The 24628-nt window shown below is 37.5% G+C and carries 28 protein-coding genes and 2 tRNA genes; 29 read left to right on the top strand and 1 reads right to left on the bottom strand.

Going from position 1 to position 24628, the window contains the following annotated elements:
- Window positions 1-9 precede the first annotated feature (9 nt).
- The 22 genes from smpB (at window position 10) to IGL28_RS09745 (ending at window position 16103) form a co-directional block, all read left to right on the top strand.
- Entirely contained in the window at window positions 10-474 is a 465-nt protein-coding gene (smpB, locus tag IGL28_RS09850; RefSeq protein WP_010718601.1) for an SsrA-binding protein SmpB, read from the top strand.
- A gap of 300 nt (window positions 475-774) precedes the next feature.
- On the top strand, window positions 775-1494 hold the full coding sequence (gene atpB / locus IGL28_RS09845; protein ID WP_010718600.1) for a F0F1 ATP synthase subunit A: 720 nt from the start codon (window positions 775-777) through the stop codon (window positions 1492-1494).
- Between the two features lie 50 nt (window positions 1495-1544).
- Window positions 1545-1760, top strand: coding sequence for an ATP synthase F0 subunit C (atpE, locus tag IGL28_RS09840; protein WP_010718599.1), 216 nt, complete (start codon window positions 1545-1547; stop codon window positions 1758-1760).
- Window positions 1761-1969: 209 nt separating this feature from the next.
- Complete coding sequence (gene atpF / locus IGL28_RS09835; RefSeq protein WP_010718598.1) at window positions 1970-2494, top strand: F0F1 ATP synthase subunit B; 525 nt, start codon at window positions 1970-1972, stop codon at window positions 2492-2494.
- A complete protein-coding gene (gene atpH / locus IGL28_RS09830) occupies window positions 2481-3023 on the top strand; it encodes an ATP synthase F1 subunit delta (RefSeq protein ID WP_081128079.1) in 543 nt (180 codons plus the stop codon). Before atpF ends, atpH begins: the two co-directional genes overlap by 14 nt.
- 22 nt (window positions 3024-3045) lie before the next feature.
- Window positions 3046-4602 (top strand): F0F1 ATP synthase subunit alpha, encoded by a 1557-nt coding sequence (gene atpA / locus IGL28_RS09825; RefSeq protein WP_010718596.1) that lies wholly within the window; start codon window positions 3046-3048, stop codon window positions 4600-4602.
- A gap of 13 nt (window positions 4603-4615) precedes the next feature.
- On the top strand, window positions 4616-5518 hold the full coding sequence (locus tag IGL28_RS09820; protein WP_010737986.1) for a F0F1 ATP synthase subunit gamma: 903 nt from the start codon (window positions 4616-4618) through the stop codon (window positions 5516-5518).
- A 22-nt stretch (window positions 5519-5540) separates the two neighbouring features.
- Entirely contained in the window at window positions 5541-6947 is a 1407-nt protein-coding gene (gene atpD / locus IGL28_RS09815; protein ID WP_010718594.1) for a F0F1 ATP synthase subunit beta, read from the top strand.
- Between the two features lie 13 nt (window positions 6948-6960).
- Complete coding sequence (locus tag IGL28_RS09810; RefSeq protein ID WP_010718593.1) at window positions 6961-7383, top strand: F0F1 ATP synthase subunit epsilon; 423 nt, start codon at window positions 6961-6963, stop codon at window positions 7381-7383.
- A gap of 218 nt (window positions 7384-7601) precedes the next feature.
- Complete coding sequence (locus IGL28_RS09805; RefSeq protein ID WP_232088594.1) at window positions 7602-9110, top strand: hypothetical protein; 1509 nt, start codon at window positions 7602-7604, stop codon at window positions 9108-9110.
- Window positions 9111-9254: 144 nt separating this feature from the next.
- Window positions 9255-10106: a hypothetical protein gene (locus IGL28_RS09800; RefSeq protein WP_232088593.1), complete on the top strand. Its 852-nt coding sequence runs from the start codon at window positions 9255-9257 to the stop codon at window positions 10104-10106.
- A 448-nt stretch (window positions 10107-10554) separates the two neighbouring features.
- A complete protein-coding gene (locus tag IGL28_RS09795; RefSeq protein WP_010718588.1) occupies window positions 10555-10788 on the top strand; it encodes a DUF1146 family protein in 234 nt (77 codons plus the stop codon).
- A gap of 104 nt (window positions 10789-10892) precedes the next feature.
- Window positions 10893-12194, top strand: coding sequence for a UDP-N-acetylglucosamine 1-carboxyvinyltransferase (murA, locus tag IGL28_RS09790; protein ID WP_081128073.1), 1302 nt, complete (start codon window positions 10893-10895; stop codon window positions 12192-12194).
- 12 nt (window positions 12195-12206) lie between these two features.
- Complete coding sequence (locus tag IGL28_RS09785; protein WP_010718586.1) at window positions 12207-12383, top strand: DNA-directed RNA polymerase subunit beta; 177 nt, start codon at window positions 12207-12209, stop codon at window positions 12381-12383.
- Window positions 12384-12563: 180 nt separating this feature from the next.
- Window positions 12564-12833: a membrane protein insertion efficiency factor YidD gene (yidD, locus tag IGL28_RS09780; RefSeq protein WP_010718585.1), complete on the top strand. Its 270-nt coding sequence runs from the start codon at window positions 12564-12566 to the stop codon at window positions 12831-12833.
- Window positions 12820-13317: a GNAT family N-acetyltransferase gene (locus IGL28_RS09775; RefSeq protein ID WP_081128068.1), complete on the top strand. Its 498-nt coding sequence runs from the start codon at window positions 12820-12822 to the stop codon at window positions 13315-13317. Before yidD ends, IGL28_RS09775 begins: the two co-directional genes overlap by 14 nt.
- 80 nt (window positions 13318-13397) lie before the next feature.
- Window positions 13398-14285, top strand: a complete 888-nt coding sequence (locus tag IGL28_RS09770) for an ROK family protein (RefSeq protein ID WP_025480131.1) — start codon at window positions 13398-13400, stop codon at window positions 14283-14285.
- Window positions 14286-14368: 83 nt separating this feature from the next.
- Entirely contained in the window at window positions 14369-14602 is a 234-nt protein-coding gene (locus tag IGL28_RS09765; RefSeq protein WP_010718582.1) for a DUF2969 domain-containing protein, read from the top strand.
- Window positions 14603-14689: 87 nt separating this feature from the next.
- Window positions 14690-14770: transfer RNA gene (locus tag IGL28_RS09760), tRNA-Tyr, on the top strand.
- Window positions 14771-14776: 6 nt separating this feature from the next.
- Window positions 14777-14848, top strand: a tRNA-Gln gene (locus IGL28_RS09755).
- 120 nt (window positions 14849-14968) lie between these two features.
- Window positions 14969-15139, top strand: coding sequence for a hypothetical protein (locus IGL28_RS09750; RefSeq protein ID WP_010718581.1), 171 nt, complete (start codon window positions 14969-14971; stop codon window positions 15137-15139).
- A gap of 256 nt (window positions 15140-15395) precedes the next feature.
- The gene (locus IGL28_RS09745; protein WP_010718580.1) at window positions 15396-16103 is read left to right on the top strand and encodes a GntR family transcriptional regulator; all 708 of its coding nucleotides are present in this window, start codon (window positions 15396-15398) and stop codon (window positions 16101-16103) included.
- A gap of 95 nt (window positions 16104-16198) precedes the next feature.
- Here the strand turns inward: IGL28_RS09745 and IGL28_RS09740 are convergent, their stop codons facing one another.
- The gene (locus tag IGL28_RS09740) at window positions 16199-16846 is read right to left on the bottom strand and encodes a YigZ family protein (RefSeq protein ID WP_063627399.1); all 648 of its coding nucleotides are present in this window, start codon (window positions 16844-16846) and stop codon (window positions 16199-16201) included.
- A 128-nt stretch (window positions 16847-16974) separates the two neighbouring features.
- Between IGL28_RS09740 and IGL28_RS09735 the strand changes: the two genes are divergently transcribed.
- The 7 genes from IGL28_RS09735 (at window position 16975) to prfB (ending at window position 24594) form a co-directional block, all read left to right on the top strand.
- Window positions 16975-17262 carry a DUF7662 domain-containing protein gene (locus IGL28_RS09735; RefSeq protein WP_081128065.1) on the top strand — a complete coding sequence of 96 codons (288 nt, stop codon included), beginning with the start codon at window positions 16975-16977 and terminating at the stop codon, window positions 17260-17262.
- Window positions 17263-17357: 95 nt separating this feature from the next.
- Complete coding sequence (locus tag IGL28_RS09730) at window positions 17358-17681, top strand: PTS sugar transporter subunit IIB (protein WP_010718577.1); 324 nt, start codon at window positions 17358-17360, stop codon at window positions 17679-17681.
- Window positions 17682-17856: 175 nt separating this feature from the next.
- The gene (locus IGL28_RS09725; RefSeq protein WP_081128063.1) at window positions 17857-19230 is read left to right on the top strand and encodes a DEAD/DEAH box helicase; all 1374 of its coding nucleotides are present in this window, start codon (window positions 17857-17859) and stop codon (window positions 19228-19230) included.
- Window positions 19217-19906, top strand: coding sequence for a ComF family protein (locus IGL28_RS09720; protein ID WP_081128060.1), 690 nt, complete (start codon window positions 19217-19219; stop codon window positions 19904-19906). The genes IGL28_RS09725 and IGL28_RS09720 overlap by 14 nt, the downstream gene beginning before the upstream one ends.
- Window positions 19907-20039: 133 nt before the next feature.
- Window positions 20040-20600, top strand: a complete 561-nt coding sequence (gene hpf, locus IGL28_RS09715; RefSeq protein WP_010718572.1) for a ribosome hibernation-promoting factor, HPF/YfiA family — start codon at window positions 20040-20042, stop codon at window positions 20598-20600.
- 215 nt (window positions 20601-20815) lie between these two features.
- Window positions 20816-23350 carry a preprotein translocase subunit SecA gene (gene secA / locus IGL28_RS09710; protein ID WP_034699158.1) on the top strand — a complete coding sequence of 845 codons (2535 nt, stop codon included), beginning with the start codon at window positions 20816-20818 and terminating at the stop codon, window positions 23348-23350.
- Window positions 23351-23495: 145 nt separating this feature from the next.
- Window positions 23496-24594, top strand: a protein-coding gene (gene prfB, locus IGL28_RS09705; protein WP_178243920.1) for a peptide chain release factor 2 whose coding sequence is annotated in 2 segments (ribosomal slippage) — window positions 23496-23567 and window positions 23569-24594 — 1098 coding nt in all. Because the reading frame shifts where the segments join, the coding sequence is not laid out codon by codon here.
- Window positions 24595-24628 lie beyond the last annotated feature (34 nt).

Here is a 24628-nt window from a genome sequence, read left to right as displayed (position 1 = left end):
GAATGTCATATGCCAAAAGGCGACGGAAAGTTAATCGCCCAAAATAAAAAGGCTCGCCATGATTATTCGATTATCGATACGATGGAAGCAGGAATGGTGCTGCAAGGAACAGAAATCAAATCGATCCGAAACAGCCGAATCAATTTGAAAGATGGATTTGTCCGTATTCGAAACGGTGAAGCATTTTTGCATAATGTTCATATCAGTCCCTATGAACAAGGCAATATTTTTAACCATGATCCGTTACGAACAAGAAAGTTACTATTACACAAAAAACAGATTTCACGGCTAGAGACTGAAACAAAGAATACCGGGGTCACGATCGTACCCTTAAAAGTATATATTCGTGATGGGTATGCCAAAGTTTTGATTGGTCTTGCGAAAGGGAAGAAATCTTATGACAAGCGAGAAGATCTAAAACGAAAAGATGTGGATCGTCAAATTGATCGAACATTAAAAAATTTCTCTAGATAATTTCATTATCCTTTTTCGCATATTCGGTGCTTTTAGGTTTACTTAATGATAAAATTTGTTAGCATTTAATCTGATAAAGCATGATATCACAGGTTTTTTCTTGTAAAACGCCACGATGATTTTTAGGAAAAAGCAAACTTTTTTGACTGAAATAAAAAATTGTCTGATTTTCATGAAAATGTTTTGAATTTTCTGTTTCATGGTGGTATGATACCGTTTGGTTAGAAAACGATTTAGAAAAACCAGATGTACACATGAATTTGATTTTATGTGAAATTCAGGGAAAAGAGGTGAAATGGATTGGATGAACGCTCGCTAACGTTCCATATTGGACCGGTTTGGTTTGATGGTACTGTTTGTATGATGGTGTTATTGACCTGTTTGATTGTCTTCTTCTTAGTTTACTTCTTTACAAGAAATCTTAAGATGAAACCAACGGGGAAACAAAATGCGCTGGAATGGGTCATTGACTTTACCCGAGGGATCGTAACAGATAATCTGCCTAGAAAAGAATTGAATAATTTTCATTTGTTGGCTTTTACATTGTTCTTGTTTGTCTTCGTGGCAAATAATATAGGTTTAATAACGAAAATCGTCTTACCTAGCGAAACAACACTTTGGAAAAGTCCGACAGCAGACCCGTTTGTTACTTTAACTTTGGCATTTATAATGATCACACTTACTCATTTATTCGGGGTGAAAAAGCTTGGATTTAAAGGGTATTTTGTAAATTCGTTCTTGAAACCATATAGTTTCATGTTTCCAATGAAGCTGATCGAAGAATTTACGAACCTATTAACACTTGCTTTGCGTCTTTACGGGAATATCTACGCGGGGGAAGTTTTACTTACCTTGATTGCCAATATGATGAATAATTTAGGTTGGTTCTCATTACCGTTAGCAATTCCTTTAGAGATGGTCTGGATCGCATTCTCATTGTTTATCGGAAGCATCCAAGCATTTGTCTTTGTCACTTTATCGATGGTATATATGAGCCATAAGATTGAAGTAGAAGAGTAACATCGTTTTTAACAAACTACTATTTATCTATATTTAGGAGGAAATAAATTATGAATTATATCGCAGCAGCAATCGCAATCATGGGAGCAGCTATCGGAGCTGGTTATGGTAATGGTCAAGTAATCTCTAAAACAATCGAATCAATGGCACGCCAACCTGAAATGTCTGGTCAATTACGTACAACAATGTTCATCGGGGTAGCCTTAGTTGAAGCTGTTCCTATTCTAGGTGTGGTTATTGCCTTGATTCTAGTCTTTGCTGTTTAATCAATTAACTGTTTGAGGATAGGACAACTGTCACTAATCCTCTTTTAATTGTCGAAAACTGAAAAAAAACAACCTGGTTATTTTCAAAATAATTGAGTTGTTTCATCATAATACTAGAACAAAAGGCGTTGAGGAGGCTGTTTCAATCATTGAAATCAGGATTCCTTCATCATCCATGAGATACACCTTAAAGAAAGGAAGGCTAGCCTATGCTGAATCAATTGGCAATTGCAGAAGTTGGTAATCCGATGTTAGGTAATATCATCGTTGTCAGCGGCTCATTTTTGATACTAATGTTTCTATTGAAACATTTTGCTTGGGGACCAATCAGCGATATTTTGAAAAAACGTGAAGATAAGATCGCCAATGATTTAGATTCTGCCGAAAAATCTCGCATCAATTCAGCAAAAATGGAACAAGAACGCGAACAACAATTGTTAGCGTCTCGCTCTGATGCAGCTGATATCATTAAAAATGCGAAAGAAAGTGGAGAATTAAGCCGTCAAAATATTTTGAAGGAAACGCAAGAAGAAGTTGCACGTCTAAAAAGCAAAGCGCAAACTGATATCATGTTAGAACGTGATACAGCTTTAAACTCTGTAAAAGATGATGTAGCAGATCTTTCTCTTCAAATCGCGGCTAAAATCTTGAACAAAGAATTGTCTCCAGAAATGCATGAATCTTTAATCAATCAATATATCGAAGGTCTAGGTTCTTCAAATGAAACTAGATAAATATACTGTCGGCAGACGCTACGGTAAAGCACTATTTGAACTGGCGATCGATTCAAATAGCGCAGAAGAAATTTACCAAGAATTACTAAGCTTACGCCAAATCTATAGTGAAGTATCTGGATTAGGCAACGTACTTAGTGACGTCCGCTTAGAACCTCACGAAAAACGAATCATTATGGATAAACTTGTCAGTGGGTTTGACGGTATCGTGAAAAACTTTTTAGAAGTGGTCTATAGTTATAATCGGATGTCTGAATTATCGTTTATGATCGATGAATACGAACATCGCTACAACGATTACAAAGGACTACTTTTAGGTAGTGTAAAAACAGCAGTACCACTTTCTGATGAACAATTACAAAAACTAGAAATGAATGTTGCAAAAACAATGGACTATCAAACAGTTGAATTGAAGCAAATCGTTGATTCTTCTATTATTGGTGGGGCAATTGTTGAAGCCAACCATCGAGTGATCGACGGAAGCATTCGCACGCAATTAGAAAAAATGCGTAATCAATTAAATAGATAGTACAAAGAGGTAGGTGAATCGAATGGCTATCAAAGCAGAAGAAATTAGTGCCTTGATCAAAGAACAAATTGAAAATTATCAAAACGTGCTTTCAGTCGAAGAAATCGGTACCGTGACTTATGTCGGTGACGGGATTGCTCGCGCACACGGTTTAGAAAATGCGATGAGTGGTGAGTTGCTTGAATTTTCAAACGGCTCATACGGAATGGCGCAAAACTTAGAATCAAATGATGTAGGTATCATTATCCTTGGTGATTTCGAATCCATTCGTGAAGGAGACAAAGTAAAACGAACAGGTAAAATCATGGAAGTTCCAGTTGGGGACGCCTTGATCGGACGTGTCGTTAATCCGCTAGGTCAACCAATCGATGGGTTAGGAGAAATCGTTACAGATAAAGCTCGACCAGTCGAAGCGATGGCACCAGGCGTTATGCAACGTAAATCTGTCAATGAACCAATGCAAACAGGTCTAAAAGCCATCGATGCTTTAGTTCCAATCGGACGTGGCCAACGTGAATTAGTTATTGGTGACCGTAAAACGGGTAAAACATCTATCGCAATCGATACGATCCTTAACCAAAAAGGTCAAGATATGATCTGTATCTATGTGGCGATCGGTCAAAAGGATTCTACTGTGCGTACACAAGTAGAAACTTTGAAAAAATATGGAGCAATGGATTACACGATCGTAGTCAATGCGGGTGCATCACAACCTGCGCCATTACTTTATATTGCGCCTTATGCAGGAACTGCAATGGGTGAAGAATTCATGTACAACGGCAAACATGTATTGATTATCTTTGATGACTTATCAAAACAAGCTGTTGCTTATCGTGAACTTTCATTGCTATTACGCCGTCCTCCAGGTCGTGAAGCTTATCCAGGGGATGTTTTCTACTTGCACTCACGTTTACTAGAACGTGCGGCAAAACTAAGTGATGATTTAGGTGGCGGTTCAATGACTGCTTTACCATTTGTTGAAACACAAGCTGGAGATATCTCTGCTTATATTCCAACAAACGTTATTTCAATCACTGACGGACAAATCTTCTTAGAAAGTGACTTGTTCTACGCTGGAACTCGTCCAGCCGTTGATGCTGGGTTATCCGTTTCCCGTGTAGGTGGTTCTGCTCAAATCAAAGCAATGAAAAAAGTGGCAGGAACATTACGTCTTGACTTAGCAAGTTACCGTGAATTAGAAGCATTTACCCAATTTGGTTCTGATTTAGATGCTGCGACTCAAGCGAAATTGAATCGTGGACGTCGTACAGTTGAGATCTTGAAACAAAAACTTCATGCACCACTAGCTGTTGAAAAACAAGTAGTTATCTTATATGCTTTGACACATGGATTCTTAGATAGTATTCCAGTTGACAGCATCTTAGATTTTGAACATGAATTATTTGAATATCTAGATACGAATCATGCAGATATCTTTGAAACGATCCGTACAACGAAAGATCTTCCAGAAGAAGAACGATTGAATCAAGCGATCCAAGAATACAAAGATATTTTCTTAGCGACAAAAGGAAACACTTCTTCAACAGAAGACAAATTGAAATCCATTCAAAATGCATAGTGAGGTGAGATGAATGGGCGCTTCATTAAATGAAATCAAGACTCGGATTGCTTCAACGAAGAAAACGAGTCAAATCACTCGAGCAATGCAAATGGTGTCCGCTTCTAAACTGACAAAATCTGAAGCTTCTTCTCAGAAGTTTCAGATTTATGCAAATAAAGTCAGAGAAATCGTCACTCATTTGACAGCTACTCAACTAAATGATATTGCTTCTGATAATCCTCGTGGAGATATCAATTACAATAGTATGTTAATCAGCCGTCCGGTAAAGAAAACGGGGTATATCGTGATTACCGCTGATGGTGGTTTAGTTGGTGGCTATAACAGTTCGATTTTAAAGCAAACAATGTCTATTTTAGAAGAAGACCATAAATCTCCTGACGATTATGTGATGATCGCAATCGGAGGTACAGGTGCAGATTTCTTCAAGGCTAGAGGAATTAATTTGGCTTACGAATTACGTAATTTATCGGACCAACCAAGTTTTGATGAAGTGCGTAAAATCGTAGGTATGGCAACAACGATGTATCAAAATGAAGTATTTGATGAATTGTACGTATGCTACAATCATCATATCAATTCACTAACTAGCCAATTTCGTGTAGAAAAAATGCTGCCAATTTCAGATTTAGATCCAGAAGAAGCAACTACTTTTGACCAAGAATACATTTTTGAACCTTCAAAAGAAGAAATCTTGGCGCAGTTATTGCCTCAATATGCGGAAAGCTTAATCTATGGTGCAATCGTTGATGCGAAGACAGCAGAACACGCTGCCGGCATGACTGCCATGAAGACAGCAACGGATAATGCTGCAACGATCATTGATGATTTGACGGTATCTTATAACCGTGCAAGACAAGGGGCTATTACCCAAGAAATTACCGAAATTGTTGCCGGAGCTTCGGCGCTAGAATAGTATTGAGATTGGAGGAAAAAAGATGAGTTCAGGCAAGATTGTTCAAGTAATCGGTCCCGTTGTCGACGTGGAATTTTCTTTAGACCAATCCTTACCAGATATCAACAACGCATTAGTTGTTTATAAAAATGATGAGAAAAAATCAAAAGTTGTTCTTGAAACAGCATTAGAATTAGGGGACGGAGTGATCCGTACCATTGCCATGGAATCAACAGATGGTTTACAACGTGGTATGGAAGTTATCGATACTGGTAAAGCCATTTCTGTTCCAGTAGGGAAAGATACACTAGGACGTGTATTCAACGTTTTAGGAGATACGATCGATTTAGGATCATCTTTCCCAGAAGATGCAGAACGTAGTGAGATTCATAAAAAAGCACCAAGCTTTGATGAATTAAGTACTAGTACGGAGATCCTTGAAACTGGGATCAAAGTTATCGATTTGTTAGCACCTTACTTAAAAGGTGGGAAAGTTGGATTATTCGGTGGTGCCGGTGTAGGTAAAACGGTATTGATCCAAGAATTGATCCATAATATTGCCCAAGAACATGGTGGTATTTCTGTATTTACCGGTGTTGGGGAACGTACTCGTGAAGGAAATGACCTTTACTATGAAATGAAAGATTCAGGCGTTATCGAAAAAACAGCGATGGTGTTCGGACAAATGAACGAACCACCAGGTGCTCGGATGCGGGTAGCTTTGACTGGTTTGACGATCGCTGAATACTTCCGTGATGTAGAAGGTCAAGACGTGCTATTGTTTATTGATAATATTTTCCGTTTCACTCAAGCTGGTTCAGAAGTATCTGCCCTTTTAGGTCGTATGCCTTCTGCCGTTGGTTACCAACCAACGTTAGCAACTGAAATGGGTCAATTACAAGAACGTATCACATCAACGAAAAAAGGTTCGATCACTTCGATCCAAGCAATCTATGTACCAGCCGATGACTATACTGACCCAGCGCCAGCAACAGCATTTGCCCACTTAGATGCTACAACAAACTTAGAGCGTAAATTGACAGAACAAGGGATCTATCCAGCCGTGGACCCATTGGCTTCATCTTCAAGTGCTTTGGCACCTGAAATCGTTGGTGAAGAACATTATAAAGTAGCGACTGAAGTCCAACATGTCTTACAACGTTACCGTGAATTACAAGATATCATTGCGATCTTAGGGATGGATGAATTATCTGATCAAGAAAAAGTTTTAGTTTCACGTGCACGTAGAGTTCAATTCTTCTTGTCACAAAACTTTAACGTAGCGGAACAATTTACAGGTCTTCCTGGTTCTTATGTACCAGTTGAAGAAACAGTCAAGGGTTTCCGTGAAATCTTAGAAGGTAAATACGATGATCTTCCTGAAGAAGCATTCCGAAGTGTTGGTAGAATAGAAGACGTCGTAGAAAAAGCGAAAAAACTAGGCTACTAGAAAGGGGTGCCCCATGGATCAATATTTAACTGTGAATGTGGTGACTCCTGACGGTTTGGTCTATGATCACCATGCAGCGATCGTAGTAGCACGTACTACAGCGGGGGAACTTGGTATTTTACCTAAACATGCGCCGATCATTGTTCCATTAACAATTGATGAAGTCCGTGTGAAGAGAACAGACTCTGATACCCACGTCGATTGGATTGCTGTCAATGGCGGAATCATGGAAGTTCGTGACAATGTTGTTTCAATCGTTGCCGATAGTGCAGAACGTGAAAGAGATATTGACGTTTCTCGGGCAGAAAGAGCCAAACAACGTGCTGAGCGACAAATCGCAGAAGCAAAAGAAAAAGAAGATACGAATGAATTGAAACGTGCGACAGTTGCTTTGCATCGTGCGATCAACCGAATCAAGGTTTCAAAACATTCTTAAAAGCAACGAATGAGGACCTAACAAGTAGGCCTTAAAAAATCCAAGATTCTTAAGGAGATTCCTTAGAATTTTGGATTTTTTTATCGTTTTTTTTATTGGTAGTTATATTCTAAACATAAAAAGTAAAGAACAATTACTTCTTTGTTACATAAAAATATGGAACTTTCATCATTATGATACTATGGTAAACTAATTGCAGTAAAAAAGGAGGTATCATAATGCCGAAAAAGGTTCAACGGTTTTCCACAGAAGACACAAAAGAAGAAACACATACGCAACAAAAATCGCTATCTTACTCAGAAATAGTAGGCAATCTTACGGATGATCAAACAGTTTCGTTACATAAACAATTACAAGAATTTAGGGACTATCTTTTAAAGAAGAGCCTTGAATCAGAAAAACAAGAAAAAGAGGAGTTTCCATCTAACAGACATCATTTTGGTCCACCTCTATCGGAAAATAATACAGGTAATCTTGCTGAGCAACAACACTCGCGATCGGAAACAATTCAAAGAAAGAGAACGTTGCAAAACATTATTAACGAAAATGAACTGAAAATGACACAAAACCAAGATAGTCATGCAGTGTCAGAACAGAATAACAAAGTACAAGTTCCCCCGTATAAGAAACAAAAAGTTGCTCCAGAGAACGAACTGGAAAATCATTTGGAGTACTCATTAGATGTCGAACGGTTACTAGAAATAGAAGAAATGTTGGGGATCAGAAACACTTCCCAATCAACAACGCTGTCTACCAAAGCCCAAGAGTCTTTATATGAAACTAAGGAATTTGTACAAGATACAAACGTGCCAATAGAAAGTAATAGCGAGTTCAGGTGTTCAACACAACAACCATTGGAGAATGGGCAGACAAGCACTCAAAGTAAGAAGGAACAAGCGCTTGTTGAATCAGTGAAGTGTTTGTTGGAGCAAAGACATAAACTATTTTTTTTGCGATTAGCTAAAAAACATGAGATGAGTTGTCAAACTGTAAAAAACATTTTAATTGAGAATAATATAGATGTAACTGCTGAGAATAATAAAATAAAAGTAGAGTCTGAAGAAAAAGCACGGCAATTATTAACGGAAGTATTTCACGGAAGGAAAAATTTATCATTTGAAAATATTAAACAAATGGTACGATTGAACAACAATGATATTACAATTTTAGCTAAGAATCACTTAAAAGTTCTCCTAGAACAAGCACACGCATCTCATCTGAATGGTTCTCAGAAGGAAACTTCAATAGATAGGATTCTTTTGACATATTCTGGATGGACTATGCCAATGCAATATAAATTGTCAAGGCTGGATACTGAATTAAAAGAACAGATAGATAAACACGGCGTAATAAACATAAATGAAATATTAAAGAAAATACCATGTAGCCAAATTGATGTCATCAAGCGAATAGGACAGTTAAATTATCAGCAATATCTCCCACCAATTTATATGTTTCACCCGCAACTAAATGAGAAAATCCAAAAGCCATTTTATGATGCAATAATACAAGATAAATCGATTCCTACTGATCAAACAAATCAATTTTTTAATCCTAGTACTGATCAAAACATTGCTTATTTGAAGGAACGAATAAAATTAAATCTCGCTAGAAAAGCTGAGTTTGAAACAGCAGAACAAAAAAACAAGACAATTATGGATCAGAGAACTCAGTTAAAAAACCAACCGATTAGAAACAATCAATCTCCCGCTATGGAAGAACGTTGAGTGTTTTAATTTTCGTAGTATGACTATTTTTTTTGTTAAATCGGACTAGGACAAAAGAAAAAAGTTCAAAGGAGGACGATTATTGCTGCTATTATTTACCTTGAAAACTAAAAATAAATAAACTTATGGGAAGGAAAATGAACGATGAAACAGGAAATAATTCTATTTTATGGCTTATCACCAAAAGCGGAAAACTTACAGAAACAGATTGAAAAAATTAGAAAAAAAGGATTCCATTCAAGTGTTACTGAAGGACAAGGTCCCTGTGATATCAGAGAGTACAATAATCATTTTTCATCTATTACATATGATCACCCAAAAAATCCGATGAATCTTGAATACTTAAAAGATTTTTCAATAAATTGGAAAAAATATATTTCACCATTTAAAGATTGGTGGCCTTTATGGTCTTACTATTTTCAACGCACACAAGATACTGAAAAAAATAAAGTAATCAATTTTAATCCTGGGCTACATAAAGCTACGAAAAAAAATATAGGACACCTATGTGAGAAAAATCGCAAATATACAGGACAGCTGATTGTTAGAGGTTGTAAAATTGGATTAGACAGTGCAAGAGATAATGAAAATGTAACCATTTATTATTGTATTGATGATTTAGATATGAAACGTATTATAGAAAAAAAAGATAAAAAGGCTTTCACTCCTAAAGAACTTCGCTATCTCTTTCGCAATTGGAAAGATTTTGAAGGAAAGGTACATTTTTTTGAAGATGGATATGAAGTGCCTGCACCTTGGAAAACATCTCCAAATGAATGGGAAAGTTATAAACCAAAAAGTTGGCAAGCGTTGAATGAACAACCACCCTTTCAAGAGAATCAAGTGAAACCAGAAACAATCAACCAACGAATATGTAGACAAAAGTATCTAAGTGAAATAAAAAATAATTTATTTGAGCTAAAAGTAGCAGAACAACCACCCTCTCAAGAGAATCAAGTGAAACCAGAAACAATCAACCAACGAATATGTAGATAAAAGAATTTAAATGAAACAATAACAAATAACTTAGCTGACCTTAAAGTACAAGCAAAGAAGATGGCAAAAAAAGAAATAGACTTGATTGTACGATCATCAAGAAATTAAACAAAGGATTATTTGTTCTTACACTATAAAAGAGAGCATATATTTATATTAAATAATCGTTTAATTAACAATGGTAAATACTATCATAATGATATGAGTACATAAGCAAAAAAGGAACAACTTTCATCAAAGATGCATGTGAAATAGTAGTTAAAATAGTTTATAAAAATAAGGTATTAAAACAGAGTCATCATTTGAATGTAAAGTTCTTGAAAATTCTTGTCTCGTTTAGCCAACAAATTCCATCTTTTTACAACCAATAATTTCTCTATTTTTCCAATTTATGGTATCATCATTTTGTTAGTTATTAAAAAAAGTATAATTTTGAAGGGACGTCACTATGCAAGTATACGGAATTGATGCAATTATTCGAATCGTGAGTCATTTAGCTTTTATTTATCTGGCTTTCTGGTCGTTGCGGTCACTGCGAATTGAGATGTTTTTTAAAAAAATGCATGATACGCAAATTCGAATGGCGATTGTATTCTTCTCTATTTTTTTAGGATATACTGCCAGTAATTTCTTCTTAGAAATTATTGCATTGTGTCGAAATCTTTTCGTTAGCCTGCAGTAAAAAAAAGGTACTATAAAAAAAGGTACTATTTTAATAAAAGAAATGATATAATAGAAAAGATTTTGAGTCTTTATAGCTCATTGGAATTTTTTGGGGGGAACAACATGGAAGAGATCATCGTCAAAGGTGGCAAACAATTGAATGGAACAGTAAAAATCGAAGGAGCTAAAAATGCTGTTCTACCTATTTTAGCTGCTAGTTTGTTGGCTGAAGAAGGAACAACCGTTTTAGACAACGTTCCAATTCTTTCTGACGTCTTCACTATGAATCAAGTGATTCGTCATTTAAACGTAGATGTAGTGTTTGATGAAGACAATAATCAAGTAACGCTTGATGCGTCAAGACAATTAGAAATCGAAGCGCCATATGAATATGTGAGTCAAATGCGTGCTTCTATCGTTGTAATGGGACCATTACTTGCTAGAAATGGTCATGCAAAAGTTGCCATGCCAGGTGGATGTGCGATTGGGAAACGTCCAATTGATTTACATCTTAAAGGATTCCAAGCATTGGGTGCGAAAATCATTCAAAAAAATGGCTACATCGAAGCTATTGCGGATGAATTGATCGGTAACACGATCTATTTAGATTTTCCAAGTGTTGGAGCCACTCAAAATATCATGATGGCAGCAGTAAAAGCTAAAGGAACAACGATCATCGAAAACGTCGCTCGAGAACCTGAAATTGTAGATCTTGCGAATATTTTAAATAAAATGGGCGCAAATATCTATGGTGCTGGTACGGAAACGATGCGTATCGAAGGAGTCGATCATCTGCATGCAGTGAAACACGCAATTGTTCAAGACCGGATCGAAGCAGGTACCTTTATGGTAGCAGCAGCGATGACTGAAGGAAATGTCTTGATCGCAGATGCAATCTCAGAACATAATCGTCCGTTGATTTCTAAATTAATTGAAATGGGTGCAACGATCACTGAAGAAGAAGACGGCATTCGAGTTGTTGGTCCAAAACATATTTTACCAACTGACGTCAAAACAATGCCTCATCCTGGTTTTCCGACAGACATGCAAGCCCAAATGACTGCTATTCAGTTAGTCGCTGAGGGAACGAGCATGGTGACTGAAACAGTTTTTGAGAATCGCTTCCAACATTTGGAAGAAATGCGCCGTATGAACGCCCATGTGAAGATTGATGGAAACGTAGCGATTATGGACGGGAATCATGAATTACAAGGTGCTGAAGTTTATGCAACAGATTTACGAGCTGCTGCAGCATTAGTACTTGCTGGTTTAAAAGCAAATGGCATAACACGCGTTCGCAATCTTAAATACTTAGATCGTGGTTATTATCAATTCCATATTAAATTGCAAAACTTAGGTGCAGATGTGGAACGTGTGGCAATCGATCAAACGCCCGCTGATAAAACAGCTCAAGTCACTGTTTAAGGACGTGATAAAATGAGTAGCCAACGGTATATTTTAATCACATTGGTGAAGATTTTAGTTGTCATACTATTACTGATTCTTTTATTTATAGCTGGAACAATGATTGGATACGGGGTTATCGGTGGTGGAAATCCGTTTAAGGTTTTTCAACCAAGTTTGTGGCTGCACATCCAAGATTTTTTCAGATAAAGAGTTGTGTGAAAATGATAGTGTAAGCAAACAAAGGATTTCTTAAAACGAATTTTCGCTTTTGAGAAGTCCTTTTTTATTGTGAGTCATTCCACTGTTTGGCAGATTATTGCTCCTTTGAACAGTCGTTTGTCATGAATAGGAGAATGAGGAGCAAAGCTTTAATAATGAGGTGATGAGATGAAAAAAATCTTAGTGGCTATTGTCCGTTTTTATCAACGGTTTATTTCTCCTGCTTTTCCACCTAGCTGTCGGTACTATCCTACTTGTTCAAACTATATGATACGTGCGATTCAAGTACACGGTGCATTTAAAGGAACGCTGATGGGGACAGCACGCATTTTGCGTTGCCATCCATTCGTAAAGGGCGGAATCGATTACGTGCCTTTAAATTGCCAATTGACACGTAATAAGAAAGATAAAGAGATGCCTAATTATGATGAAAAGTAAACAGTCAGGTAAGACCGAGCATTCTGGAGAAAAAAGTATCGTCACACTAGATCACTCAACTTTACCTTGGTCATTATTGTTGGATGCAGATCCTGAAGAGGAAAACGTCCAACGATACATTGATCAAGGGGCTGGTTTTATATGGAAAGCAGAAAACGACATTCAGGGAGTGATCGTTTTTCTCACAAATAAATTAGTGTTTGAAATAATGAATTTAGCTGTAGCTCCAAAAGTTCAAGGTCAAGGAATCGGCTACGCGTTGCTTACCCATACACTAAAAGAAATGAAAAAGTTAAAAACCACCCAACAACAAGTCATTATTCGGACGGGGAGTACGTCATCAGCAGCTTTACAACTGTATAAAAAAATCGGCTTCCTGGAAATTTCTAGAGAAAAAGATTATTTTGTCAAAAATTATAAACAGCCAATCTATGAAAATGGCCAACGTTTACGAGATCAAGTGACTCTAGCAAAGAAAATTTGAACTCATCCATAAAAAGGCTTTCAAAATACTGTGGCTTGACTTAAAATAAAAACAGTATGAGAAAAGGAGACAAATAAATGATGGGTATTTTAGTTTTTGATTTTGGTGGTTCCGCAGTAAAATATGGCTATTGGAATGGACAAGCGCTTGAAGACACCAGCCAATTTCCGACTCCTAAGACATGGGAAGAAATGAAAGCGCATTTAAAACGGGTATTCCAAACGTTTGTAAAACAGAAGGCGATTGAAGGCGTAGCAATCAGCGCACCTGGAGTAGTGAATCAGGAGAAACAGCTGATTGAAGGGATTAGTGCCATTCCTTATATCCACGGATTCAATATTTTTCATGAACTGGAGGAACTCTTCCATTTACCAGTGACGATCGAAAATGATGCTAATTGTGCTGGAATGGCTGAGTATTATGAAGGCGCAGCGAAAGAATATCAACATGTAGCATTTGTTGTACTTGGGACTGGAGTAGGTGGGGCAATCTTTACCCAAGGACAACTAAATAAAGGCGCTCATTTGTACGGGGGAGAATTTGGCTTGATGTTCTTAGAAGGCAATCAAACATTTAGTAAGCTTGGTACAGCAGTTCAAATGGCTTGGCGTTACTGTGACCGTTTGGGAGTTTCACGTACGACTTATAGCGGAAAAGAAGTCTTTGAACGAGCAGAACAAGGGGATGAACTAGCAAAAGAAGAGGTAGATAATTTTTATAATTATTTAACAAAAGGTTTGTTTAGTATCCAATTTTCGATTGATCCTGAAGTCATCGTGATTGGTGGGGGGATCTCTGCAAAAGCAGGGTTATTAACAGAAATCAATCAACGAATGAAACAATTAACTACTGATTTAGAACTAAATGACTTTGATCCTAAAATTTTATTATGTGATTATCGAAATGATGCAAACTTGATTGGAGCAGCTGCCAATTTCACCGCTCAACGTGAAGGTTTAGTTCAATGATGCATAGCGTTGAACAAAACTTTTAGACATATGGTAGGCATTCCATGAATGAATATGATAAACTATCATGGAGGTGGAAAAAGATGTCAAAAAAAAATAAAGATATTGAAGTACGTATCGAAGAAGTCAAAAAACAAATCAAAGGAACAACTTATGATGTGACTCAGTTATTTATTGGTAAAAAAATGATTGGGGAAATTTTGGCTTATGGACCAAAAGAATTTGAAATTTTTTTTGGTGAAGAAGATTTTGGGAAAGAAAAGAGTCTTGAAAACGCGATAGAAACAGTTATTCGTCACTGGAATCTACACGAATAAAAAAATATCAAAAAAATTTTCAATAAGGGGTTGCAAAAATCTGGAAAATTAGGTATTATAACTAAGTCAGGTTGATACAAACCTTTCGGAGGAGTAGCGAAGTGGCTAAACGCGACGGACTGTAAATCCGTTCCTTAGGGTTCAGTGGTTCGAATCCACTCTCCTCCATTTCATTGGGGTATAGCCAAGCGGTAAGGCAAGGGACTTTGACTCCCTCATGCGTTGGTTCGAATCCAGCTACCCCAGTAGTACGGAGTGATCTATTAAGATCACTCTTTTTTTGTGTGAAAACAGCTTGTTTCTTGAAGATTATCATGAAATAGGCTAGAGTGAATAGTAGATAGATCAAAAAAAGGGGGCAGTAAAATGAAGTGGAAAGAAAAAGTAGATGAGACCGCAGAGAAAATCTATGATTTGATTAAGTCGGAAAAGTATCAGGTAGAAGTCCGGTTACCGAAAAAATCAGAAAAAGCGATACAAGTGAAATCAAAGCGTCCAACCAATCACACAAAAAAATGGCTTTCAAAAAACCGTTAAGAATAACACAATCTCTAAAAAACAGTGATTTTGCTGTCTTTTGGAGATTTTGTTATTTTAAAAAATGATTTTCAATCCTTCCACTTGGATTAAAGAGGAAGGACACACATTTACTTACATAAACTTTCGGATAAAATAAACGGGTTGGCAAATGATTGATCGACAATTAGTCGAGCAAAAGAAACTTTTTCCTTTTCAGTTGTGAACCAGGTATATACCAGTTATAATAAAGGAAATGAAAGGGCGGATATACGTTATGTCGAATCAACTACCAGTCTATATACAAATCCATGATCAGATCAAAAGTGAAATCGAACAAGGTATTTGGAAAATCGGTGATCGCCTTCCTTCTGAAAGAGAATTGGCAGTGAAATTCAATGTTAGTCGAATGACTTTACGTCAAGCCATTCAAAACCTGGCTGATGAAGGGATTTTGGAAAGAAAAATTGGCTCAGGTACATATGTAGCAAGAGAAAAAGTCCAAGAAAAGATGTCGGGTGCGACCAGTTTTACTGAAATTATGGAATCACAGAATCGAGTACCCTCTAGTCGGACAATCTCTTATTTTTTAACTTCCCCAAGTTCTAGTGAAATGGAGAAGCTGCAACTGGAAAAAGACGAAACGATTCTTCGTATGGAACGAATTCGTTATGCTGATGATATACCAATCTGTTTTGAAGTAGCCAGTATCCCGCAAAAGATTATTGCAGACTATAGTAAATCTGAAATTACCAATTCTCTTTATCGGGTACTCGAAGAGAAAAGTGGGCATAAGATCGGGGCAGCTAATCAAACAATCACAGCCATTCTTGCTTCAGAAAAAATTGCAGAATATTTAGAAGTAAAAAAAGGAGATGCTGTGTTACGTTTACGCCAAACTTCTTATTTTGATGACGGTACCCCATTTGAATATGTTCGTACGCAATATGTAGGGAATCGTTTTGAATTTTATTTAGAGAAATAAAAGAGGGACACGAAACAGTCCAAATAAAGAAGAGCCTGAGACAAGTTTTGTCCTAGGCTCTTCTTTTTTGATTTCGAGATCAGCGGATAGAGTAATCACTGGTCAGCTTCTACCAGTTGTTCATGATAGGAAATTGGACCATCTGTAAATTCCACCTGTCCATTCAATAATTCAACGACTGCTGTTTTAAATGCAGTAACTTCTGTTTCTACAATCAAACAGTGAACCGTGACTTTGTCTGTGTAGATCGTTTCTTTTATAGGAATATGTTTCAACTCAAGCATATTTTCTAATTTACCTAATTGCGGGTAGGTGATATGGACAGCTATTTCTTGCTGTTGTGTTCCTTCAACGATCCCGATTTCAATTAGTGCGTGAGAAACAGCCTGTGTATAGGCACGAATCAAACCACCGGTACCCAATTTTGTCCCACCAAAATAGCGTGTGACGACAGCGACCACATTGATCAATTCATTTTTTTTTAGTACTTCCAGCATTGGGACACCTGCCGTACCACTAGGCTCACCGTCATCACTACTGCGTTGAATTTCATTTTTTTCACCGAGAACGAAAGCACTACAGTTATGGTTTGCTTTCCAATGCTCTTTTTTCATTGCCTGAATAAACGCTTTAGCTTCTGCTTCCGTTTCAATTCGTTTCATAGAGCAAATAAAACGAGATTTTTTGACTTCGATTTCTGCTTGACCGTCTGCTTGGATGGTTCTATAACTATTCAGCGTGATGCTTCCTCCTTACAAGTAGTTGATAATAGTCAAAGTATAATGAATTATTCCTTTAGTTTCAACACTTATAATACTTGAGTAATGAAGAGAGTCTATGGGATAATAGAAGAAAGAAAGGTGAGATGGGGATGAAAGAACGCATAAAAAAATATGACGCCATCACCCAATATTTAAAAAATAACGGGGGATCACAGGTTACTTTAACATTTACACAGATCGACGAACTTCTTTTTCCAAGTTATGGGCTCCCTAAATCAGCTAGACAAAGCACTGATTGGTGGGCAAATGATTATAAGCACCCAGAAAAAGGAGCATATGGCTGGATCAATGCTGGCTACGAGGTTGTGGCGATCAATTTAAAAAAAGAATATGTTGTGTTCAATCAATTAGTTAAATCGAGTTGGCTATTCGACTGATAAGAAAACGTTGACATTATCTTGCTTTTTTGTATAATAATCACACAAGCAAAAAAGAAATCGTTTGCAAAAGTTAAAAGAATGGAGAGAGTAAAATGACTAAAAAAACAATCATGCTCGTATGTTCTGCTGGGATGAGTACCAGTTTACTTGTAACAAAAATGCAAAAAGCTGCTGAAGAACAAGGAATTGATACGGATATTTTTGCCGTATCAGCTTCTGATGCCGATAATCAGCTAGCTTCTAAAGAAGTTGATGTTTTGCTGTTGGGACCACAAGTCCGCTTCATGAAAGCTGATTTTGAAAAACGTCTAGAGCCAAAAGGAATCCCATTAGATATTATCAATATGGCAGATTATGGTTTGATGAATGGCGAAAAAGTATTACAACAAGCCATCCATTTAATTGAAAACAAATAAAGGACAGAGCATACTAAGATGTTCAAATCGGAAATAAGCCGAAAAATCCAGCGAATAGGGCGCCTATTCAAGGATTTTTTGGCTTATTTTTTATACCAACCGTTTCAAATAACCATTTCTTCTCAAATTTTTTGAAGAATGGACTGATGTAGCGTATCTTCTTTTAGGGGATCATATGGAAAAAAGTAGTTTATGCAGTTTATATGGTAGACGATTACTTACGAGAGACTTGAGAGAATGGACAGAGAGTTTTCAACAGATTCGCTATCAGAAACTAGCTGCCATTCATCTACAAGGAAATTGGTTAACATGTAATCGATGCAGCATGCGAACAAAAATAGGTAAATCAGAGCAAAAGCAACCAATCCTCTTTTGTCCTGTTTGTCTTTTTTTAGGTCGTTGTGACAACACACAAGAATTATTTTTATTTGAACAACCTGAGTTGCCGAAAAGAAATGTCTGTTTTACTTGGACAGGAAAGTTAACGCCAACTCAACAAGCGATTTCTACGAACTTGGTCACTGATGTCTCGGGAAAACAGCACATGATTTGGGCTGTGACAGGAGCGGGAAAGACTGAGATGCTTTATGAAAAGGTCATAAAAACGTTAGAAAAAGGTGGACGAGTCGCATTAGTTTCACCTAGGGTTGATGTGTGCAACGAACTTTACCTACGTTTTTGTGGCGTTTTTCCAGAAGAAGACATTGTCCTGCTTCATGGAAAAAAGAAAGAAGCCTATCGCTTTAGTCCATTCGTGATTGCGACTACGCATCAGCTGTATCGTTTTTATCAGGCGTTTGATCTGTTAGTCGTCGATGAGGTGGATGCGTTCCCTTTTGCAGGAGATCCTGGGTTAGCTTATGCTGTTGAAACTGCAATTAAACCAAAAGGAACATTTATCTATTTAAGTGCGACACCTAATGAGCAGCTACTGAAAAAAATCCGTTCAACCTTTTTGATCCATCAATTGCCACTTCGCTTCCATCAACGGTTATTGCCTGAACCACATTTGTTTTTTTGGAATGACTGGCCGAATAAATGTTTGAAAGAAAAAAAACTTCGACCACTTTTGAAGTGTCTAAAGATGCTGCTCCAACAAAATCATGTCTTATTATTTTGTCCGTCGATTGCCTTAATGAATCGATTAGCCTCACTGTTAAAGCGTTGTTTACCCATGTACCGTATTACCGATGCATCCGCAAAAGATCCAAACCGTTCAGAAAAAGTTCAGCAAATGAGAAAGCAACAATATGATGTGTTACTTACTACAATGATTTTGGAACGTGGGGTAACATTTGCAAATGTGTCAGTGATCGTCTTAGGCGCTGATCACCGTGTTTTTACTAAATCTTCCCTTGTACAAATCGCTGGTCGAGCCGATCGAAAGGGAGATTTTACCAATAGCCAAGTCTATTTTTTCTATGAAGAACTGACAAAAGCTATCAAATTAGCCTGTCGTGAGATCAAAGAAATGAATCGTCAGGGAAAAAAGCAGCTTGCTATGAAAAATAGTGAGCCTAGAGGAGAAAAAACACATGAATCGTTGTAGTTATTGTCAAAAACAAGTCATCCGAAATTTGAAAATCAGCGAGATTGTTGGGTTGGGAAAGATTCTTCCTCAAATTTGTGAGGACTGTTCAAATTTGTTTCGTCCGATAAATAAACAGCAAAGCTGTCGAACTTGCCAGAAAGAACTGCCTGGTGATATTACGTATTGTGAAGATTGTATTGCCTGGAAAAACGACTATCCCAATTATGATTTCAGTCATCATGCTTGTTTTTACTATGATTCAGCCTTCAAAGAATGGTTAAAGCGCTATAAATTTATGGGAGATGTCCGACTGGCAGGTACATTTGCTAAACAGTTGCAAATAATCCAACAAGAATTTAGCGATTATCAAATCTGTCCAATCCCACTAGCAACTGCTCGTTTAAAAGAACGTGGGTTTAATCAGGTCATTGAAATGTTGAGAGTAGCTAAAATACCTTATAGTCAACTGCTGACTCGCTCTGATCATTCACTTCCACAATCCCAAAAAACACGTCAGGAACGTTTAAAAACTACCCAACCTTTCAAATTAGCTGTTGTTCCAACGATCATCAAAGGGAAAAAAGTATTGTTGGTAGACGATGTCTATACGACGGGGCAAACCCTTTTCCATGCTGCTTCTTGTTTATTGCCACATGCTCCTGAAAAAATCCGCACCTTTTCGCTAGCTCGATAAATAAATGAAAAACGAATGTCCTTGATAGCGATTTAGTTTGCAAATGGATTAGAGTTCGATATAATGGTAGTAAGAAGAGGGAAAGAGTGGTCCTTCTCCTTCTTGATTGTGGTAGACGAAAGGGGTAATTTTTATGTTTAGATACAATGTACGCGGTGAAAATATCGAAGTAACTGAAGCGATTCGTGACTACGTTGAGAAAAAAGTAGGAAAACTTGAACGCTATTTCAGTGATGCACCCGATGCTACAGCACATGTAAATTTAAAAGTTTATACTGAAAAAACAGCGAAAGTGGAAGTAACTATTCCATTACCTTATCTTGTATTGCGTGCCGAAGAAACATCACCTGATCTTTATGCAAGTATTGATTTGGTAGTTGACAAATTGGAACGACAAATCCGCAAATTCAAAACAAAAATTAACCGTAAATCTCGCGAAACCGGTATGAACACAGCCGATGCAGCGGTATTATTCAATAACGAAGCTGACGATGCTGATCATGAAAATGATTCTGAATTAGACATTGTCCGCACGAAACGTTTATCACTGAAACCAATGGACAGTGAAGAGGCTGTTCTACAAATGAACATGCTTGGTCATAATTTCTTTATTTTTGAAGATGCAGAAACCAATGGTACAAGTATCGTTTACCGTCGTAAAGATGGCAAATACGGTTTGATTGAAACCGACTGATAAATAACAATTAGAAAAAGCAGTAAAAAGCTTGTGGCAAACCCTTCACGGTTTGCCACAGCTTCTTTTTTGTCTACGTCAGAAATTGTGAATTAATTGTGAATATATTACATTAATTGTGTTAAGATATTTCAATTATCTAGAACTAATGATAAAATAGAAACTAGAATCTACATAATCTGGATAATATATGTAAAAAGGAGATTATACAACGCATGGCCAATTTTATTCGTTCGATTATCGAAAATGATAAAAAAGAACTAAAACGTTTAGATCGTATTGCTAAAAAAGTAGAAGATCATGCTGACGAAATGGCAGCATTAACAGATGAACAATTACAAGCAAAAACAGCTGAGTTTAAAGCTCGCTATCAAAATGGGGAAACTTTAGATCAATTATTACCGGAAGCCTTTGCGGTAGTTCGTGAAGCTGCCAAACGAGTGTTGGGACTTTATCCTTACCATGTACAATTGATGGGGGGGATCGTTCTTCACGATGGAAATATCCCAGAGATGCGTACTGGTGAAGGGAAAACTTTAACAGCAACAATGCCGGTTTATTTGAATGCATTGACGGGAGAAGGCGTTCACGTCGTTACTGTCAATGAATACCTGGCTACTCGTGACTCCTCTGAAATGGGCGAATTATACAACTTTTTAGGTTTAACAGTTGGCTTGAATATCAATTCAAAATCAGCGGACGAAAAACGAGATGCTTACAATTGTGATATTACCTATAGTACCAATAATGAATTAGGTTTCGACTATCTAAGAGACAACATGGTCGTTTATCGTCATCAAATGGTTCAAAGACCATTGAATTATGCGATTGTCGATGAAGTCGATTCGATCTTGATCGATGAAGCAAGAACACCGTTGATTATTTCAGGTCAAGCTGAAAAATCAACGGCTTTATATACAAGAACAGATAATTTTGTGAAACGTTTGAAAGAAGAAGAAGATTATAAAATCGATGTGCAATCGAAAACAATCAGCTTGACTGAAGCGGGGATCGAGAAAGCCGAAGAAACATTTGGCTTAGAAAATCTATATGATATTGAAAATACTGCCTTAACCCACCATCTGGATCAAGCGTTGCGTGCCAACTATATCATGATCTTGGATATTGATTATGTGGTCCAAGATGGAAAAGTCTTGATCGTTGACCAATTTACTGGTCGTATCATGGATGGACGCCGCTACTCTGATGGATTACATCAGGCGATTGAAGCAAAAGAAGGCGTAGAGATCGAAGACGAAACGAAAACGATGGCGACAATCACGTTCCAGAACTATTTCCGAATGTATAAGAAACTGTCAGGTATGACTGGTACAGCAAAAACAGAAGAAGAAGAGTTTCGGGAAATCTATAATATTCAAGTTTGTCAAATCCCAACAAATCGTCCAGTCATTCGTGACGACCGACCTGATTTGTTATATCCAACATTGACTAGCAAGTTCCAAGCGGTGGTGCAAGACATCAAAGAACGTTACCGCAAAGGACAACCTGTTCTTGTCGGAACGGTAGCAGTAGAAACTTCAGAATTATTGTCTGATATGTTGAATCGTGAACGTATCCCACATGAAGTATTGAATGCAAAAAACCACTTCAAAGAAGCGGAAATCATCATGAATGCTGGTCAAAAAGGTGCGGTGACGATTGCAACGAATATGGCTGGACGTGGTACAGATATCAAGTTGGGACTTGGTGTCAGAGAACTAGGCGGACTAGCTGTTATCGGGACAGAACGTCATGAATCACGTCGTATCGATAACCAATTACGTGGTAGGGCTGGACGTCAAGGAGACCCAGGGATGTCTCAATTCTATCTTTCATTGGAAGATGATCTGATGAAACGATTTGGTTCTGAACGGATCAAAGCATTCTTAGATCGCATGAAAATCGGTGAAGAGGATGCAGTGATCCAAAGTAAGATGCTGACAAAACAAGTGGAATCAGCACAAAAACGTGTCGAAGGAAATAACTACGATACTCGTAAAAATGTCTTACAATACGATGATGTAATGCGAGAACAACGCGAAGTTATCTACAAACAACGTCAAGAAGTCATCATGGAAGAAACAAGTTTGTCTAAACCAATGATGAATATGATCAAACGTACGATCAGTCGGGTAGTAGATGCGCACACACAACTAGAAAAAGACAACTGGAACCTTGAAGGAATCGTTGATTTTGCGGGTAGTACATTAGTCCATGAAGACAGTATCTCGATCGATGATCTTAAAGGGAAAGAACCGCAACAGATCAAAGAATATTTAAATGAGTTAGCACAAGAAGTATTTAATACGAAAGCTAACCAGCTCAACGGACCTGAACAATTACTAGAATTTGAAAAAGTAGTCATTCTACGAGTAGTGGATTCGAAATGGACCGATCATATCGATGCTATGGATCAATTACGCCAATCAATCGGTCTTAGAGCATATGGACAAAACAATCCATTGGTTGAGTATCAAACAGAAGGATACAAGATGTTTGAAGAGATGGTTGGAGCGATCGAATATGAAGTGACTCGTCTCTTTATGAAAGCTGAGATTCGTCAAAATGTTCAACGGGAGCAAGTGTCAACCGGTGAAGCAGTTCAACCAACTACCGGTGATGCAAAAGAAAATAGCAACACAAGTGCCAAAAAACAACCGGTTCACGTGAACAAAGTAGGCAGAAATGATCCTTGTCCATGTGGTAGCGGGAAAAAATATAAAAACTGTCATGGAAAAGATGAGAACTAATTTTTGACAGCTAGTAGATAAGATTGGTGAGATCGGTTCTTTTTGATTAAGAATCGTCTCACCTTCTTTCTGTTATGAAGCGTTTCTGTTAAACTAAAGTGGTTGAATAAAACATAAAATAATGTAGATAGAAAGAGGGAAGTTTATGGAGATTTCAGAAATCCGTAACTTATTAGCTGAGATGGAAGAAAAGGTCACAAGTTTCAGGAGGTCTCTTTGACTTAGATCGGTTGGAAGAAGACATCGCTGAAGCTGAAGCCAAAATGGCAGAGCCTGGTTTTTGGGATGATAGCGAAGCAGCACAAAAAGTGATCAATGAAAACAACACAAATAAAGAAACGTATGATCAATTCAATGCGTTAGCTGAAGAATTAGAAGAGTTAGCCCTAATGGTAGAAATGTTGCAAGAAGAACCAGATGCTCAAATGCAACAAGAAGCAGAAGATAGAATCCAACTATTAGACGAAAAAATGAAGACGTATGAATTAGCCATGCTTTTAGATGGTCCATATGATCGCAACCATGCAATCGTCGAACTTCATCCTGGAGCAGGGGGTACAGAATCCCAAGACTGGGGAAGTATGTTGTTACGCATGTACACACGTTGGGCAGAACAACATGGCTACCAAGTGGAAACATTGGATTACCAAGCAGGGGATGAAGCAGGAATAAAAAGTGTGACTTTACTGATTAAAGGGCATAATGCATATGGCTATTTAAAATCGGAAAAAGGTGTACACCGGCTTGTTCGGATCTCCCCTTTTGATTCAGCCAAACGGCGCCACACTTCGTTTTGTTCGGTCGATGTGATGCCAGAACTAGATGAAACGATTGATGTTGCGATCAACCCAGATGACTTGAAGATCGATACGTACCGAGCAAGCGGTGCTGGAGGACAACATATCAATAAAACAGAGTCTGCCGTTCGGATCACTCATCTTCCAACAGGAACGGTCGTAGCTAGTCAAGCGCAGCGTTCACAATTAAAAAACCGAGAACAAGCAATGAGCATGTTGAAAGCGAAATTGTATCAACTTGAGGTTGAAAAGAAAGAACAAGAAGCTGCAGCATTGCGTGGGGAGCAAAAAGAAATTGGTTGGGGTTCACAAATTCGTTCCTATGTCTTCCATCCATATTCAATGGTAAAAGATCACCGGACAAACGTAGAAACTGGTAATGTTCAAGCTGTAATGGATGGCGATTTAGACTTATTTATTGACGGATATTTAAAAATGCACCTCTAAATAGTTGACTTTAATTGAAATAAAATTGTAAGAT

This window comes from Enterococcus sp. AZ077, from assembly GCF_051714965.1.
GTDB lineage: Bacteria > Bacillota > Bacilli > Lactobacillales > Enterococcaceae > Enterococcus_B > Enterococcus_B hirae.
The sequence above is the reverse complement of the archived record's forward strand: the minus strand, read 5'-3'. Positions and strand labels throughout refer to the sequence as shown.